Source organism: Bacteroides sp. HF-4919, assembly GCF_018860125.1.
Window position 1 is genome coordinate 60,746 of sequence record NZ_JAHKNF010000017.1, and the last position, 15,529, is coordinate 76,274.

Below are 15,529 nucleotides of genomic sequence, written 5' to 3' on the forward strand. Positions count from 1 at the left end.
TCATCTATAAAAATAACTCTTATGAAAATAAAAGTAGGTTTTGGTTTCGACGTCCACCAACTGGTAGAAGGGCGTGAACTTTGGTTGGGGGGCATTCTTTTGGAACATGAAAAAGGGTTGTTAGGACACTCGGATGCCGATGTACTGGTACATGCTATTTGCGATGCCTTGCTGGGTGCTGCCAATATGCGCGATATCGGCTATCACTTCCCCGACAATGCCGGTGAGTATAAGAATATAGACAGCAAGATTTTATTGAAGAAAACAGTGGAACTGATCGCCACCAAGGGGTACCAAATAGGTAATATCGACGCAACGATCTGTGCGGAGCGTCCTAAACTAAAAGCCCATATCCCTTCTATGCAGCAGGTGCTTGCCGAAGTGATGGGCATTGATGCGGATGATATCTCGATTAAAGCCACTACTACCGAGAAGCTCGGTTTTACCGGGCGGGAAGAAGGCATCTCCGCTTATGCAACCGTGCTGATCAATCGCGTGTGATTAAATTCAACTCCTAAACGTAATATAGTATGAAAAAGATTCTTGGGACCTTATTGGCCGTTTTGTTTTCTTTCATGGCAATAAATGATGGTGTTGCCCAAAGTTCCGTCTTACGATTCAATAAAGACGGTAAATTTAAAATCGTCCAGTTTACCGATGTACATTTTAAGTATGGCAACCCGGCCTCAGATATAGCCCTTGAGCGTATAGGGGAAGTGTTGGATGCCGAACATCCCGATCTCGTAATTTTCACCGGTGATGTTGTTTATTCTTCTCCTGCCGATAAAGGTATGCTCCAGGTACTTGAACAAGTGGAACGCCGTAAGCTTCCGTTCGTTGTTACTTTTGGCAACCATGATAATGAACAGGGAAAGACCCGTGCCGAACTCTATGACCTGATTCGTGGTGTACCCGGCAATTTGTTGCCCGATCGTGGCGCTTCTCCTTCGCCCGACTATGTACTGACAGTGAAATCCTCTGCCGATGCCGTAAAGGATGTCGCATTGCTCTATTGTATGGACTCACATTCTTACTCTTCACTCAAGGATGTAGACGGATATGCATGGCTGACTTTCGGTCAGATCTCGTGGTATCGTGATCAAAGCGCCGCTTATACAGCGCAGAACGGTGGTAAACCTTATCCGGCACTGGCCTTTTTCCATATTCCCCTTCCGGAGTATAATGAAGCTGCTGCCAATGAAAATGCCATTCTTCGTGGTACCCGTATGGAGAAAGCCTGCGCACCGAAATTGAATACCGGTATGTTTGCTGCCATGAAAGAGGCGGGTGATGTGATGGGTGTTTTCGTAGGACACGATCACGATAACGATTATGCTGTGATGTGGAAGAACATCCTTTTGGCCTACGGTCGTTTTACCGGTGGTAATACAGAGTACAATCATTTGCCTAATGGTGCGCGTATTATTGTGCTGAACGAAGGTAGCCGTACGTTTGATACCTGGATTCGTCAGAAAGGCGGGATAGTAGACTCTACTTCCTATCCGTCCAGTTATGTAAAAGACGACTGGACAAAGCGTTAACTTACCTGACGAAACTTCACATGGCTCAAACGTGTATACTTTGAGCCGTAACTTTCGTAAGTGCGCGCTACCCTTGCCGAGGCGATGTGGACTATTTCACCTGGACGGAATTCATGTTCCAGGGCCGGGAGCTGACAAGATACAGGACTGGGTGTCTTTGAGGAAATCTTCATGATCACCAGATTTCCCGATGGGTCGGTCAGTGTCACTATCTGCCGTACAAAGAACTGAACGGCGCTTCCCACGACCCTTGTTTTATATGGATCGTCTTCAAGCCGTACCTTCACTACTTTGAGATTCAGACTCTCTAACTTTTCCCCTTCGTTACCCAGAAAGCGACTGGTTTCCCGCTTTTGGCGTGCTTTTCGTTGCATGATGTCCAGATGCACCGAGTGGTATACTTGTGCGATTGCAACAAAACGCTCCTGTTTCGGGATTTTAGGAGTGTATTTGTAGGCTATCCAACTCAGGTAAGCCGGATCGATTTTCAGGATTTCGTGTAAATAATGTCCGTGATATTTGCCGAACGATATAATGTCGTCTCCATTGTTTTGCATTCTCTTTTCATTGTATTCCACAATCAGCAGACAGCGTCTGGAGAAGAAAAACAGCGTACTTGCCATTCGTAATGATTCGTTGATGTCGGCAGAAAGCTCGTGGATAAACAGAAGTCTGTTCTTTTCAAGTGAGGGAGAGTAAACCCAAACCGAATAGGTGGGATGTCCCGGTCTCGGCAGAACCACAAAGTAGGCTCCTGCCTCTTTGTAGGACATGCGGCCCCCGTTGTATTCATTCAGTTTGGCATACAACAGAGCTTGTTCAGCTTCGGGTATTCCCGGTAGTTTTGGGTTTGCCATATCTGAGTTTCTTATTACTCAAATATACAGATTCTTTTTGAAGAAAGCAAATGGTTTTAGCTGTTTTTTTTATTCTTCGTATTTCTTGTATCTCTTTTATTATTGCGGAAAGAGTAAAGATAATGTAATAACATTTTGGAGCTTCCCGGCAATGACAGATGGAAATGACGGAGAAGAGAACCATTGTCTGCGCTGATTAAATGAAATTGTGATTTTGATATATCTCAGCCTGTTTTGTGTGCAAAAAGTAATGATAATACTGTTTTTGCTAACAGCCCTTTCCTTCCGGAACTGCAAACTGGAGGGGACGCGGCAGAAGAACGGTGCTTTTGATGACGGAAAGCCGGGGTTTTGAAAGATTAGAGCCGGGGTTTGGGGGTAAAAGACGGTTGGTTTTCCGAAAAAGAAGGAAGCATTTCTTCCAAAAGACGGTTACATTTTCTGAAAATGCTTATATGTTTTCCAAATATCTCTATATGTTTTTCCTAATAACTCCTATTGTGCCGGAATCTGGCCTCCGAAGTGTTTGAATCTTCTCTGGTTGTCAGTGGAAAAGAGAGCTTACTGAAGTAATAAAAAGAACCTGTATCTCTTGTTACACTGTCCTTATGTTCCGGTTTTATTTCTTTTTCTGTCTCAGGGCTTATCTCTTTCCTGATTCCCTGCCAAAAGGATAATCTCCTAACCGGAAATAAGCCGTTTTTCTCCATGAACCTTGCCGGAGCTTCGAAAAACTGAAACGTGGAGAGGTTCTGTTATCAATTTGACAAACAGACAAAAGGGGACTGTGTCAAAACTCACCACAGAGTACACAGAGATGATTTTAGGTTGTTGATTATCAATAAAAAGACTCTGTGATACTCTGTGTTACTCCGTGGTGAAAGAAGTTTCGACACATCCTCATGGTAATCGCATCGATTATACATCCTTTAGTTTTAAAGTTTGTATACTAACTTGTCCAATTGATTGTATTCTGCCGGGAATCTCGTACATTTGCATTCTTCGTAAAAAGAGAATGAATATGAAAGAATCCAATAAACGTGTTCTTGTCGGCATGAGCGGGGGAATAGACAGTACCGCCACTTGCCTGATGCTGCAAGAGCAGGGATACGAGATAGTAGGTGTCACCATGCGTGTCTGGGGCGATGAGCCGCAGGACGCCAGAGAGTTGGCGGTACGTATGGGGATAGAACATTATGTGGCCGACGAACGTGTTCCTTTTAAAGATACTATTGTCAAAAACTTTGTAGACGAGTACCGGCAGGGACGTACGCCGAACCCTTGCGTGATGTGCAATCCGTTATTTAAGTTCCGCATGTTGATAGAATGGGCTGACAAACTGGGCTGCGATTGGATAGCCACCGGACATTATTCCCGGTTGGAAGAACGGAACGGGTACATCTATATTGTTGCCGGTGATGATGAAAAGAAAGACCAGTCCTATTTCCTCTGGCGATTGGGGCAGGACGTCCTGCGACGCTGTATCTTTCCTTTGGGCAACTACACCAAGCAGACTGTGCGCGACTATCTGCGTGAGAAAGGTTACGAAGCCAAGTCGAAAGAGGGGGAAAGCATGGAAGTCTGCTTCATTAAAGGTGATTATCGGGACTTTCTTCGTGAACAGTGCCCGGAACTTGATGCGGAGATCGGTCCGGGATGGTTTGTCAGTTCCGAAGGCGTGAAGCTGGGGCAACATAGGGGTTTTCCTTATTATACCATCGGCCAGCGTAAAGGACTCGAGATCGCACTGGGCAAACCGGCTTATGTCTTGAAAATTAATCCGCAGAAGAACACTGTCATGCTGGGGGATGCCGAACAGTTGAAAGCCGGATATATGGTGGCGGAACAAGATAATATTGTGGATGAGGACGAACTGTTTTCGTGCCCGGAACTCGCAGTACGTATCCGTTACCGCAGCCGTCCGATCCCTTGCCGGGTGAAAAGGCTTGAAGACGGACGCCTTTTGGTTCGTTTTCTTGCAGAAGCCTCGGCGATTGCTCCGGGACAGTCGGCCGTGTTCTATGACGGACGGCGAGTGATAGGTGGAGCATTTATCGCTTCGCAACGCGGCATCGGATTGGTGATAGAACAAAACAAAAACTGGGAATAAATACGGAAAAATAAAAATACGAAATGAAAAAATTAGCACTTATTGCCTTAGCCTTCGTAGCCTTGGAGGCATCGGCACAACAGGATACGTTGAAGTATCGCATCAGCCTGAAAGATAAGGCTGCCACAACCTACTCACTGAAACATCCCGAGAAGTTTCTGTCAGAAAAGGCGATTGCCCGCCGCCAACGTCAACAGTTGCCCATCGATTCGACTGATTTGCCGGTATGCCGCCAGTATGTGGATGCCATCCGCGACAAGGGAGTGAAAATCGTAGTCACCGGAAAATGGGATAATTTTGTCACCGTATCTTGCAACGACAGTACTGTGATAAGCGAAATAGCTGCGCTGCCTTTTGTGCGCGCTACGGAGAAGGTGTGGGTTGCCCCGTCGAAACCTGCTGCGGAAGATAAACGGGACTCTCTGGTGAACAGTCCGGCCAGGAGCGAAGCTTATTATGGCCCCGCTTTCCGGCAAATAGAGACCAGCAATGGCGACAAACTGCATGAAGCCGGATTCAAGGGGCAAGGCATGACCATCGCCGTGATCGATGCCGGATACCATAACGTAGACAAGATTGATGCGATGAAGAATATCCGTATCCTGGGTACAAAGGACTTTGTCGAACCGGGAAGCGATATCTATGCCAAAGGCTCGCATGGGATGGCCGTTTTGTCTTGCATGGCAATGAACGAACCTTACGTGATGGTGGGTACGGCTCCCGAAGCTTCCTACTGGCTGCTTCGCAGTGAAGATGAAGCGTCCGAACACCTGGTAGAGCAAGACTATTGGGCGGCGGCCGTAGAGTTTGCCGATAGTGTGGGAGTGGATGTGGTGAATACTTCGCTGGGATATTTCACTTTCGATGATTCTACCAAGAACTATAAATATCGTGACCTGGACGGACACCATGCACTGATGTCCCGCCAGGCGTCGAAAATGGCAGATAAAGGAATCGTATTGGTATGCAGTGCCGGTAACTCGGGCGCCTCCTCCTGGAAGAAGATCACGGCACCGGGTGATGCGGAGAATGTGCTGACGGTAGGTGCTATTGACCGTAGAGGTGTGTTGGCTTCGTTTTCTTCTATCGGCAACACAGCCGATAATCGCGTGAAACCCGATGTGGTTGCCGTGGGACTGAACTCGGATGTGATGGGGACAAACGGTAATTTGCGCAAAGCGAGCGGAACTTCGTTTGCTTCACCGATCCTGTGCGGCATGGTGGCTTGCCTGTGGCAAGCTTGTCCGCAACTGACTGCTAAGGAAATCATCGAACTGGTGCGTCAATCCGGCGACCGGGTGGATTTCCCCGATAACATCTATGGATACGGAGTGCCCGATCTGTGGAAGGCCTATCAATCTGCTTCTAAGAAAAAATAAAGTATGCAAGACACCCTTTCTCTTCACGAACTGAATGCTTTGGTCCGGCGGAGCCTGGAACAGTGCCTGCCCGATGAATACTGGGTACAGGCGGAGTTGAGCGATGTCCGTACAAACAGTACGGGACATTGCTATCTGGAGTTTGTCCAGAAAGATCCCCGCAGCAATAATCTGATAGCCAAAGCGAGGGGAACGATCTGGGCCAATATCTACCGGCTGCTGAAGCCCTATTTCGAAGAAGCCACCGGGCAGTCGTTTACTTCCGGCATTAAGGTGCTGGTTAAAGTGACCGTTGCTTTCCATGAATTGTATGGTTACAGCCTGACTGTGCAGGACATCGATCCTACCTATACATTGGGGGATATGGCACGCCGGCGCCGGGAAATACTCAGGCAACTTGCAGAAGAAGGAGTGTTGACGCTGAACAAAGAACTGGAAATGCCTTTGCTGCCGCAACGCATTGCGGTCATCTCTTCGGCTACGGCTGCGGGGTATGGTGACTTCTGCCATCAATTGCAGCACAACTCCCGTGGATTTTACTTCAATACGGAACTTTTCCCCGCTCTGATGCAGGGCAATCAGGTGGAAGAGTCCGTATTGGCCGCTCTCGATGCAGTAAATGCCCGGATGGAAGAGTTCGACGTAGTTGTCATTATTCGTGGAGGAGGGGCAACTTCCGACCTTTCCGGATTCGACACCTACCTGCTGGCCGCTGCCTGTGCCCAGTTTCCGCTGCCTGTTATAACGGGAATCGGGCACGAACGAGACGATACCGTGCTCGATTCCGTAGCACATACCCGGGTGAAAACTCCGACAGCTGCGGCCGAATTGTTAATCAACCGGATGGAAGAGGCCGCGGATCGGCTTGAAGAGTTGGCCGGAGAATTGCATGCCCGCATCTATCACCGTCTGGAGCAAGAGCGAAAGAGACTTTCACTGTTACAGTCGCGCATTCCTTCACAAGTGATGCGCAAGCTTTCGGAATCGCGGATAAAGTTGCAAATGGCAAAGAGCAACCTCTCTCATGCTGCTGAGACCTTATTGGCCCGTCAGCATCATCGGTTGGAACTTTTACAAAACCGCATTGCGGATGCTTCACCACAAAAACTACTGAAACGGGGATACAGCATAACGCTGAAAGAGGGGAAGGCGGTGAAGAATGCTGCCTGTCTGCGACCGGGAGACGAGTTGATTACCCGTCTTTACGAAGGTGAAGTGAAATCGAAAGTAGAAAGTATTCCTTTATAATGATAAATATGCCAGCAAAGAAAAAAGAAACCTATTCACAGGCCATGGAACGTCTGGAAAAGATCGTTCGCCAGATTGACAGTAACGAACTGGAGATTGACGAACTGAGTGAAAAAATAAAAGAAGCCAATGAAATAATAGCTTTCTGCGCCGGAAAGCTGACAAAGGCGGATCGGGAAATTGAAAAATTACTGCAAGAAAGGAGGCTATCTGAAGAATAAAGGTTATTTTTGTTGCTCAATCGAAAATAACTAATAACTAACGATATGAAAGAAATAGACTGGGCCAATCTGTCATTCGGCTATATGAAGACAGATTACAATGTGAGAATCAATTTCCGTAACGGCAAATGGGGCGAACTTGAGATAAGCAGCAGCGAAGTGCTGAATCTGCATATGGCTGCCACTTGTCTTCACTATGGCCAGGAGGCTTTCGAGGGCTTGAAAGCTTTCCGTGGTAAAGACGGTAAGGTACGTATTTTCCGTCTGGAAGAGAATGCCGCACGTCTGCAATCCACCTGTCAGGGCATCATGATGGCAGAATTGCCGACCGAACGTTTTAAGGAAGCTATTCTGAAAGTAGTGAAATTAAACGAACGCTTCATCCCGCCTTATGAGAGTGGGGCGTCCTTGTACATTCGCCCGTTGCTTATCGGAACCAGTGCCCAGGTAGGGGTTCATCCGGCAGATGAATACATGTTTGTCGTGTTTGTCACACCGGTAGGCCCTTATTTCAAAGGTGGTTTTTCTACCAATCCTTATGTCATTATCCGCGAGTACGACCGTGCCGCTCCTCACGGAACCGGTATCTACAAAGTTGGTGGTAACTATGCAGCCAGCCTGCGTGCCAACAAAAAAGCGCACGATCTGGGCTATTCCTGTGAGTTCTACCTGGATGCCAAAGAAAAGAAATACATTGATGAATGCGGAGCAGCCAACTTCTTTGGTATTAAAGACAATACATACATCACACCGAAGTCTACTTCTATCCTTCCTTCCATCACCAATAAGAGCCTGATGCAGTTGGCAGAAGATATGGGCATGAAAGTAGAGCGCCGTCCGGTACCCGAAGAAGAACTGAGCACTTTCGAAGAAGCAGGAGCTTGCGGTACTGCTGCTGTCATCAGTCCGATCGAACGTATCGATGACCTTGAGAATGGTAAATCATACGTAATTTCGAAAGACGGAAAGCCGGGTCCTGTTTGTGAGAAACTCTACAACAAGCTGCGTGGTATCCAGTACGGTGACGAGCCCGACACTCACGGATGGGTGACTATTGTAGAATAAACGTTCGATAAATGAACTACAAAATAACAACCCTTGCAGAAAACAGTGTTTACGGTAAGGGATTACAGGGAGAGCATGGGCTTTCCCTGCTTGTTGAAGCGGGGGAACACAAGGTGCTGTTTGATACCGGTGCTTCGGATTTGTTTATCCGGAATGCCCGTTTGATGGGAGTCGATCTGACCGATGTGGAATTTGTAATACTGTCCCACGGACATCGTGACCATACAGGTGGATTGCATACTTTCCTGAAAATGAACAGCAGGGCAAAGGTGGTATGTAAACAAGAAGTGTTCCGCAGGAAGTTCAAGAATGAACGTGAAAACGGAATGTTGCATCCCGAAGCATTGGATAAGTCCCGCTTTTGGCTGATCGACGAAACTACGGAGATTGTACCGGGTGTATTTGCGTTTGCGGATGTCAGGATAGTAGACAGGAACGACACGCACTTTGAGCATTTCTTCGTGGAGATAGGAGGCGAGATGCGTCCCGATACCTTTGAAGATGAACTGGCATTGATATTGAAGAGTGAAAAATCCCTTTCAGTGCTGAGTGCCTGTTCGCACCGGGGGATTACCAATATTATTCGTGCCGTGCAGACTGCATTTCCGGGATTGGGACTGAAACTGGTGATGGGAGGCTTTCATATCCATAATGCAGGCATAGAAAAGTTCAATGTGATTTCCGCTTTTCTGGGCATGAAGCTTCCCAAACGTCTGGGAGTCTGCCATTGTACGGGCATTGACAAATATGCGTTGTTCCGCCAGCAATTTAACGACCGGGTGTTTTATAACTATACCGGCTGGGTAGAAACGATTTAACTTTTTTGAATGGGAAAAAATAAATTAGAGAAGTTTGCCGATATGGCAAGTTATCCGCATGTTTTTGAGTATCCTTACTCGGCAGTGGACAATGTGCCTTTTGACATGAAGGGAAAATGGCACAAAGAGTTTTTTAAGAACGATAACCCGATTGTACTTGAGTTGGGTTGCGGGCGCGGCGAATATACCGTCGGACTGGGACGGATGTTCCCTGATAAGAATTTTATTGCGGTAGACATTAAGGGAGCCCGCATGTGGACGGGAGCCACCGAATCTCTTCAGGCAGGCATGAAGAATGTTGCTTTTCTGCGTACCAACATTGAGATCATCGACCGTTTTTTTGCGGAAGGCGAAGTGAGTGAGATCTGGCTGACTTTCTCTGATCCGCAAATGAAGAAAGCGACCAAACGCCTGACTTCTACCTATTTTATGGAACGTTATCGTAAGTTTTTGGTGTCCAACGGTATTATCCATCTGAAGACAGACAGTAACTTTATGTTCACCTATACCAAATATATGATTGAGGAGAACAAACTGCCGGTGGAGTTTATCACCGAAGATCTTTATCACTCCGATCTCGTTGATGACATTCTGGGCATCAAGACCTATTATGAACAACAATGGCTCGATCGTGGTTTAAGCATTAAATACATCAAATTCCTGTTACCGCAGGAAGGAGAATTGAGAGAACCGGATATTGAAATTGAACTCGATTCGTACCGGAGCTATAACCGTAGCAAGCGGAGCGGATTGCAGACATCTAAATAATACAAACTATGACAATCTATCCTAAATTGATACTCGATGCACTGGCTACAGTGCGTTATCCCGGAACCGGAAAGAATCTTGTGGAGGCCGGTATGGTGGAGGATAACATTCGTATAGAGGGAATGAAGGTTTCATTCTCCCTGATTTTTGAAAAACCGACCGATCCGTTTATGAAGTCGGTGATAAAGGCTGCTGAAACAGCTATTCTTACCCATGTGAGCAAAGACGTGGAGATAGCAGGAAATATCAGTGTGAAAACAGTACAGGCTGCACGTCCCGAAGTCGGTAAATTGTTACCCCGGGTAAAGAATATCATAGGTATCTCTTCCGGTAAAGGAGGGGTGGGCAAATCTACCGTGTCGGCCAATCTGGCTGTAGCGTTGGCTAAGTTGGGTTATAAAGTCGGTTTACTGGATGCCGACGTTTTCGGTCCTTCCATGCCGAAAATGTTTCAGGTAGAAGATGCCCGTCCGTACGCTGAAAAAATAGACGGACGCGATATGATTATTCCTGTTGAGAAGTATGGTGTAAAATTACTTTCTATCGGTTTCTTTGTCGATCCTGACCAAGCTACTTTATGGCGTGGGGGGATGGCGAGCAATGCGCTGAAGCAGTTGATCGGAGATGCTGCCTGGGGAGATCTGGACTATTTCCTGATCGATCTGCCACCGGGAACAAGTGACATTCACCTGACCGTAGTTCAGACATTGGCCTTGACCGGTGCCGTTGTTGTTAGTACTCCGCAGGCTGTGGCTTTGGCCGATGCACGTAAAGGGATCAACATGTTCACTAATGATAAGGTGAATGTTCCTATTCTTGGTCTGGTGGAAAATATGGCTTGGTTTACTCCGGCAGAACTTCCGGAGAACAAGTATTATCTTTTCGGGAAAGAAGGTGCCAAGAAGCTGGCTGAAGAGATGAATGTTCCGTTGTTGGGACAGATTCCGATTGTACAGAGTATCTGCGAGGGCGGCGATAACGGTACCCCTGTTGCTTTGGATGAGAATACGGTTACCGGCCGTGCATTTCTTTCGTTGGCTGCCAGTGTAGTACGACAGGTGGACAAACGGAATGTGGAAATGGCTCCCACAAAGATTGTAGAGTTACATAAGTAACGATAAGCGCTTTTAAATGATGAACGATCGGTTCCTTGTCCCATAGGCAGGAGCCGATCGTTCTTTGTTTATTGTTTGTTGTCCGGAGGGTTAATCATATACTTTCATCAATTCCTCTTTTATTTGGGCTACACCCGGGAATCCTGTCTTTTGGTGTTTGACATTTCCTTCCCGATCGATGATGAGATAGGTGGGTACGCCTCTTATGTCGAATTTATCACCTAAGAAACTCCATTGGGCATCCGTTAAACGGAAATGCTCACCATGGATATCCGGAATCATGTTCTCCCATGTTTTCAGGGGTGAAGTTTCGCCGGTAATGTAAAGGTAAACGATATCCTTTCCTTTCAACTCTTCCTTTAGCGGCAGCATTGCTTTATTGGCCATGCGACACGGGCCACACCAGGTTGCCCAGAAATCGGCCAGGATTACTTTACCCCGGAATTTAGAGATAATGGATGTAAACAGGTTTTCATCACTGACTTTCCCTACTTCATGAATAGTATATCCGGTTTTCTTTTTATTGGCTTCAATGGTTTTCAGAAGTTGTTCATTGCCCTCCCGCAGTTCATTTTGGCAAGCGGATGGAAGAGTGGCAAGCAGGACTTCCTGTTCGGCGGTCAGGGGGGTAAAGTCTTTGATAGATGAATAGAGTTCGTTTGCTTTATTAATATCGAAATAAACCCCTTTGTCGGTTCCCCATGCTTTAACCAGTTCATCTCTCCAATGACGCAGGTAATACGGAACCAGTTCGGTCAACCGGGGATTGTAAAGTAATGCCATGGTGTTGAGGGAGCCAAGTGGTCTGAAAGCATCCGCGTAATAGTTTTCAGGCAGTTTTATTTGAGTCGTTTTAAAGTATTCCCTAACTTCTTCGTTTTTCATTTTATGCTCCATGGCATAAGCCTGCTTGATGGCCATTTCCGTTAAAGAGATAGCCTGGGCAGTACCGGCGTCTACCTGATTGATTAATACCGTTTTGAGCGCTTGACTGATTGAGGCTTTCTGTATGGATTCAAGAATAGTAGCCCGTTTGCCATAAATAAAGTCTTTATAGGCTTGGGCGTCCATTCCTGCTATGTCACGGAATAGTTGACGGTAATTATCCATAACGGAAGGATTTAGGTTACATTTAAAAGATTCCTGTGACAGCCCGGCTAATGCGCCGCCAAAGTAAACAGCTTCGCCATAAGGTTTGTCGTCCTTATGGAACTTGGATTGTTGCCGGCATAGTTCGCGGGTATTGATAATGATACTGCTCTCTTCGCCCGGTACCACGTAGGAAGAAATCATTTTACCGAAAATACGGAGGGTGACCGAAGTAGTGGCAGGTACTTTTATTTGAGTGGCAAATGTGCCGTCATTGTTTATTTTTACTTCCGCTCCTTCGTAGGCACCTTTTACTGGGTCAAATACAATCGGTGCTATTTTGGAGATGAGCCCCGGGCGATAATCCAGAATCTTTCCTTTGAAAGTGGCTTCTTTGTATTCGAATTTCGGTTCGGGCAATGTATTGTTTATGTCTACTTTCTGCACAATGGCTTCTTGGGGTAACAAAAGTTCGGGGAGAGCTTTACCTTTAAGTTGAATCCCCCATATCTTGAATGCCCCTTGAACATTGTCCCCTTCGGAGAAATCGATAGAAGTGGCTGAAGGCGGTATTGGCGGAAAAACTAAACGGAATTCCGCTTCACCGGATTCGGGCATCCAGAATTCCGTGTCGGGTTTAATACCGATCCCCGAACGTAAAACGTAGGTTTCCCCGTTATTGTCTTTCAGGAAACTTTGTCCGGAAATCCGGATCCATTGTTTGGGTTGATAGAATGCTTTGATATAAAGTACTGTAGCCGTGTCGCTGAGGACGACTTTATCTATTTGAATCGAGGTACTGCTCCAAGCTATGAATGGCGGCTGTTCTATGACTTTTTCTTTGGTTTTGGCAAGGTTGCAGATGCACAACAAGAGAATGGCAATAAATGTGATTTTTCTCATACTATTTTTATTAAAGTGATTTTCAGGTTGGGAGTACGGTTAGGCCAGACGGAACCGGATGGGGAGTGTGAATCGGGTCGCTACGTTCTTGCCTTTTTGTTTCCCGGGTATCCATTGGGGCATACTGTTTACTATACGGAGTGCCTCGGCATTCAGTTCCGGTGATACCCCCCGAACTATTTTGGGATTGCTTATTTTTCCGTTCTTATCAATAACCATTTGTATGACAACCTGTCCTTGTATTCCCGCTTCCATTGCGACTGTAGGATATTTTATATTTTTGTACATATATGCTAAACAAGCTTTCATTCCACCGGGGAATTCGGCAGCTTGTTCAACTACATCAAAAACTTTATTTTCAAGATTCTTATCGGAACTACTTGTCGTTTCGGACGCTTCACCTATCAGTCGAAACCGTACCGGGACGGTCATTCTGGTTGCTACGGCTATTCCTCTTTGTCTTCCGGGATGCCACTTAGGCATCTCTTTTATTACACGTAATGCTTCGGCGTCCAGCGTTGGATGTGCACTTTTCACTACTGTGCAGTCGGTAATCGTTCCGTTTGCCCGGATTATAAACTGAACAACGACTTGTCCGTGTATTCCGTTTTCCTGAGCGATAGGAGGGTAGCGGAGGTGACTGTTGATGAACCTATTCATTTCTGTCAATCCTCCTGGAAACTCCGGCATCTTCTCAACTACTTCAAAAACAGTTTGTTCTTCCGGATTTCTTTGGGTTGTTTGTCGGGCTGCGTTGTCCGCTTGAGATTGCGGAGCATCTGCCGTATGGGATGGGGCGTTTTCTTCAATCGGAGATTTCGGTTCAATCTGTTCTTCTACTGTTTGTATCACTTCCTGCGCGATACTTTTAGTAGTACGTGCCACGGCTTCGATGTTGCTGACTATCATTAGGGCGAGAGCCAGCGGGAGAAATAACAGATATTTGGTCCGTCCTATCTCTTTGGTTCTTTTTTTGTTCATCATGGTGATGCGATTCTTCAATGGCAGCACATTGAAACTGTTGGAGAGAGTGATAGTACTTTTCTGATGAGCCAATCCCAATAAGTGATACTGATAAGATTTTGAATCATGTCCGGCTTCCAGCACACGGTTGTCGGCCATATACTCCAGGTTGTTCCGTACTTCCCGTTTCATCAACCATGCAAACGGGTTGAACCAACAGGCGATACACATCAGTTCGCTGATGATAACATCTATGGAGTGCTTTTGCCGGGCATGCGTTCCTTCGTGAGTAAGGATCTCGCTTAACTCATTGTGCGGATGTGCTTGCGGATGAATGAAGATCCAATGAAAAAAAGAGAACGGACCACTTTCTTTGTCAAGCAAATAGACAGGAATTCCTTCTATCTGATCTTTCTGACAATGAAAACGCAACCGCAAAATACTGGCAAACTGGGCAACGAAGCGTATTAAAAGTAATACGACTCCTGCCCAATAGATGATATTCACTGTAGATAAAATGATGTTTTGCCAATCCGTAGTCGCAACTTCAGGAGTTATTTCAATTTCGGGCAATACAATGGTTGCGTATAAATCGGCCATTGCTACCATAGGTTCGTGCGATCTGATCCACTCCTGAATATTCAGCACCGGGTAGAGTGGAGAAATGATAAAGAAGCAAAGCAAAACAATCCTTCGCCACTGAAAAAAGGTGTCTCTGTAGAAAAACAACCGATAGAAGGCGTAGAATAAAGCAATTGCTATGTTTATCTTCAGGAAGTATGCCAGTTCGGGAGTCATGTTTTTCAGGGTATTAGCGATTAGTTTTCTTTTCCTTTCTCGATCATGTCGATGATTTCTTTCAAGTCGTTGGTCGATATCTTCTGATCTTTGGCGAAGAAAGAAACCATTTCTTTGTAAGAGTTCTCAAAGTAGTTCCTTACGACTCCACTCATGAAACTTCGTTTATATTCGCTTTCTTTAATAGCCGGAGTGTACAGGTACGTATTTCCTACGCGTTGTGCCTTTACATATTTTTTCCGTTCGAGATTCTTCACGATGGAGGCCACCGTGGTGTAGGGAGGAGTAGGTTGCTCAAATTTAGCAACGATGTCTTTCACGTAGCAACTTTCCAGTTCCCAGATGTAAATCATCACTTCTTCTTCTTGCATTGTCAACTTTTCCATGGAGTATGTTTAATTACGTTTATCTTACAAATTTACGAAACGGTCGTAACTAAACAAAGCGAAGTGTGTTAAATGATGTAAATGAACAGGTTGCGTATAGGGGAAAGTCGTGAGGAGGGAAGAAAAGCAAATAACTGGTCAGTAACCTGTGTTGTCTGTATAAATCTGCGGGTGCAGATAAAACGTACCTGCATTTTCATTCTCTGTTGTGAAATAGCTCTGATAATTGTCCCGAAAAGAAATCTTCTTTTCATGACACGTGTCTTAG

General features: G+C 46.0%; 15 protein-coding genes. 10 read left to right on the forward strand and 5 right to left on the reverse strand.

Translation table 11 applies throughout. The annotated features are described in order from the left end of the window. Positions 1–21: 21 nt before the first annotated feature. Together ispF and KO473_RS21800 are read left to right on the forward strand one after the other, a co-directional pair. Positions 22–501: a 2-C-methyl-D-erythritol 2,4-cyclodiphosphate synthase gene (ispF, locus tag KO473_RS21795; RefSeq protein WP_005782445.1), complete on the forward strand. Its 480-nt coding sequence runs from the start codon at positions 22–24 to the stop codon at positions 499–501. Positions 502–575: 74 nt separating this feature from the next. Then, positions 576–1,541: a metallophosphoesterase family protein gene (locus KO473_RS21800; protein ID WP_005782446.1), complete on the forward strand. Its 966-nt coding sequence runs from the start codon at positions 576–578 to the stop codon at positions 1,539–1,541. On the opposite strand, the gene KO473_RS21805 is transcribed toward KO473_RS21800, so the two are convergent. Continuing rightward, a complete protein-coding gene (locus tag KO473_RS21805; RefSeq protein WP_005811155.1) occupies positions 1,538–2,398 on the reverse strand; it encodes a hypothetical protein in 861 nt (286 codons plus the stop codon). The two genes, KO473_RS21800 and KO473_RS21805, sit on opposite strands and share 4 nt — an antisense overlap. A 1,021-nt stretch (positions 2,399–3,419) precedes the next feature. Between KO473_RS21805 and mnmA the strand changes: the two genes are divergently transcribed. The 8 genes from mnmA to KO473_RS21845 are packed head-to-tail and all read left to right on the forward strand — an operon-like array spanning position 3,420 to position 11,122. After that, positions 3,420–4,508 carry a tRNA 2-thiouridine(34) synthase MnmA gene (gene mnmA / locus KO473_RS21810; protein WP_005821966.1) on the forward strand — a complete coding sequence of 363 codons (1,089 nt, stop codon included), beginning with the start codon at positions 3,420–3,422 and terminating at the stop codon, positions 4,506–4,508. 23 nt (positions 4,509–4,531) lie between these two features. Continuing rightward, on the forward strand, positions 4,532–5,887 hold the full coding sequence (locus KO473_RS21815) for a S8 family serine peptidase (protein WP_005821965.1): 1,356 nt from the start codon (positions 4,532–4,534) through the stop codon (positions 5,885–5,887). A gap of 3 nt (positions 5,888–5,890) precedes the next feature. Continuing rightward, on the forward strand, positions 5,891–7,135 hold the full coding sequence (gene xseA / locus KO473_RS21820) for an exodeoxyribonuclease VII large subunit (RefSeq protein WP_032542426.1): 1,245 nt from the start codon (positions 5,891–5,893) through the stop codon (positions 7,133–7,135). 8 nt (positions 7,136–7,143) lie between these two features. Further along, positions 7,144–7,356, forward strand: coding sequence for an exodeoxyribonuclease VII small subunit (gene xseB / locus KO473_RS21825; RefSeq protein WP_005782452.1), 213 nt, complete (start codon positions 7,144–7,146; stop codon positions 7,354–7,356). A 45-nt stretch (positions 7,357–7,401) separates the two neighbouring features. Continuing rightward, complete coding sequence (locus KO473_RS21830) at positions 7,402–8,421, forward strand: branched-chain amino acid aminotransferase (protein WP_005782453.1); 1,020 nt, start codon at positions 7,402–7,404, stop codon at positions 8,419–8,421. An 11-nt stretch (positions 8,422–8,432) separates the two neighbouring features. Next, on the forward strand, positions 8,433–9,239 hold the full coding sequence (locus tag KO473_RS21835; protein WP_005811144.1) for an MBL fold metallo-hydrolase: 807 nt from the start codon (positions 8,433–8,435) through the stop codon (positions 9,237–9,239). A gap of 9 nt (positions 9,240–9,248) precedes the next feature. Beyond that, the gene (trmB, locus tag KO473_RS21840) at positions 9,249–10,007 is read left to right on the forward strand and encodes a tRNA (guanosine(46)-N7)-methyltransferase TrmB (protein WP_005782457.1); all 759 of its coding nucleotides are present in this window, start codon (positions 9,249–9,251) and stop codon (positions 10,005–10,007) included. Positions 10,008–10,015: 8 nt separating this feature from the next. Next, positions 10,016–11,122: an Mrp/NBP35 family ATP-binding protein gene (locus KO473_RS21845; protein ID WP_005782459.1), complete on the forward strand. Its 1,107-nt coding sequence runs from the start codon at positions 10,016–10,018 to the stop codon at positions 11,120–11,122. A gap of 90 nt (positions 11,123–11,212) precedes the next feature. Here the strand turns inward: KO473_RS21845 and KO473_RS21850 are convergent, their stop codons facing one another. The 4 genes from KO473_RS21850 to KO473_RS21865 all read right to left on the reverse strand — a co-directional run bounded on the left by KO473_RS21850 (position 11,213) and on the right by KO473_RS21865 (position 15,515). Continuing rightward, the gene (locus KO473_RS21850) at positions 11,213–13,114 is read right to left on the reverse strand and encodes a thioredoxin-like domain-containing protein (RefSeq protein ID WP_122130752.1); all 1,902 of its coding nucleotides are present in this window, start codon (positions 13,112–13,114) and stop codon (positions 11,213–11,215) included. Between the two features lie 39 nt (positions 13,115–13,153). Continuing rightward, a complete protein-coding gene (locus KO473_RS21855; protein ID WP_122130751.1) occupies positions 13,154–14,875 on the reverse strand; it encodes a M56 family metallopeptidase in 1,722 nt (573 codons plus the stop codon). 20 nt (positions 14,876–14,895) lie between these two features. Then, positions 14,896–15,261, reverse strand: coding sequence for a BlaI/MecI/CopY family transcriptional regulator (locus KO473_RS21860; RefSeq protein WP_032536202.1), 366 nt, complete (start codon positions 15,259–15,261; stop codon positions 14,896–14,898). 68 nt (positions 15,262–15,329) lie between these two features. Next, positions 15,330–15,515, reverse strand: a complete 186-nt coding sequence (locus KO473_RS21865) for a hypothetical protein (RefSeq protein ID WP_147346479.1) — start codon at positions 15,513–15,515, stop codon at positions 15,330–15,332. Positions 15,516–15,529 lie beyond the last annotated feature (14 nt).

What these genes read in the sequence shown, in the direction of transcription:
- xseB (WP_005782452.1), top strand. Translation starts at nt 7,144, where the DNA reads ATGCCAGCAAAGAAAAAAGAAACCTATTCACAGGCCATGGAACGTCTG.
- ispF (WP_005782445.1), top strand. Translation starts at nt 22, where the DNA reads ATGAAAATAAAAGTAGGTTTTGGTTTCGACGTCCACCAACTGGTAGAA.
- KO473_RS21835 (WP_005811144.1), top strand. Translation starts at nt 8,433, where the DNA reads ATGAACTACAAAATAACAACCCTTGCAGAAAACAGTGTTTACGGTAAG.
- KO473_RS21850 (WP_122130752.1), bottom strand. Translation starts at nt 13,114, where the DNA reads ATGAGAAAAATCACATTTATTGCCATTCTCTTGTTGTGCATCTGCAAC.
- KO473_RS21815 (WP_005821965.1), top strand. Translation starts at nt 4,532, where the DNA reads ATGAAAAAATTAGCACTTATTGCCTTAGCCTTCGTAGCCTTGGAGGCA.
- trmB (WP_005782457.1), top strand. Translation starts at nt 9,249, where the DNA reads ATGGGAAAAAATAAATTAGAGAAGTTTGCCGATATGGCAAGTTATCCG.
- KO473_RS21865 (WP_147346479.1), bottom strand. Translation starts at nt 15,515, where the DNA reads ATGAAAAGAAGATTTCTTTTCGGGACAATTATCAGAGCTATTTCACAA.
- KO473_RS21855 (WP_122130751.1), bottom strand. Translation starts at nt 14,875, where the DNA reads ATGACTCCCGAACTGGCATACTTCCTGAAGATAAACATAGCAATTGCT.
- KO473_RS21805 (WP_005811155.1), bottom strand. Translation starts at nt 2,398, where the DNA reads ATGGCAAACCCAAAACTACCGGGAATACCCGAAGCTGAACAAGCTCTG.
- KO473_RS21830 (WP_005782453.1), top strand. Translation starts at nt 7,402, where the DNA reads ATGAAAGAAATAGACTGGGCCAATCTGTCATTCGGCTATATGAAGACA.
- KO473_RS21860 (WP_032536202.1), bottom strand. Translation starts at nt 15,261, where the DNA reads ATGGAAAAGTTGACAATGCAAGAAGAAGAAGTGATGATTTACATCTGG.
- KO473_RS21845 (WP_005782459.1), top strand. Translation starts at nt 10,016, where the DNA reads ATGACAATCTATCCTAAATTGATACTCGATGCACTGGCTACAGTGCGT.
- KO473_RS21800 (WP_005782446.1), top strand. Translation starts at nt 576, where the DNA reads ATGGCAATAAATGATGGTGTTGCCCAAAGTTCCGTCTTACGATTCAAT.
- mnmA (WP_005821966.1), top strand. Translation starts at nt 3,420, where the DNA reads ATGAAAGAATCCAATAAACGTGTTCTTGTCGGCATGAGCGGGGGAATA.
- xseA (WP_032542426.1), top strand. Translation starts at nt 5,891, where the DNA reads ATGCAAGACACCCTTTCTCTTCACGAACTGAATGCTTTGGTCCGGCGG.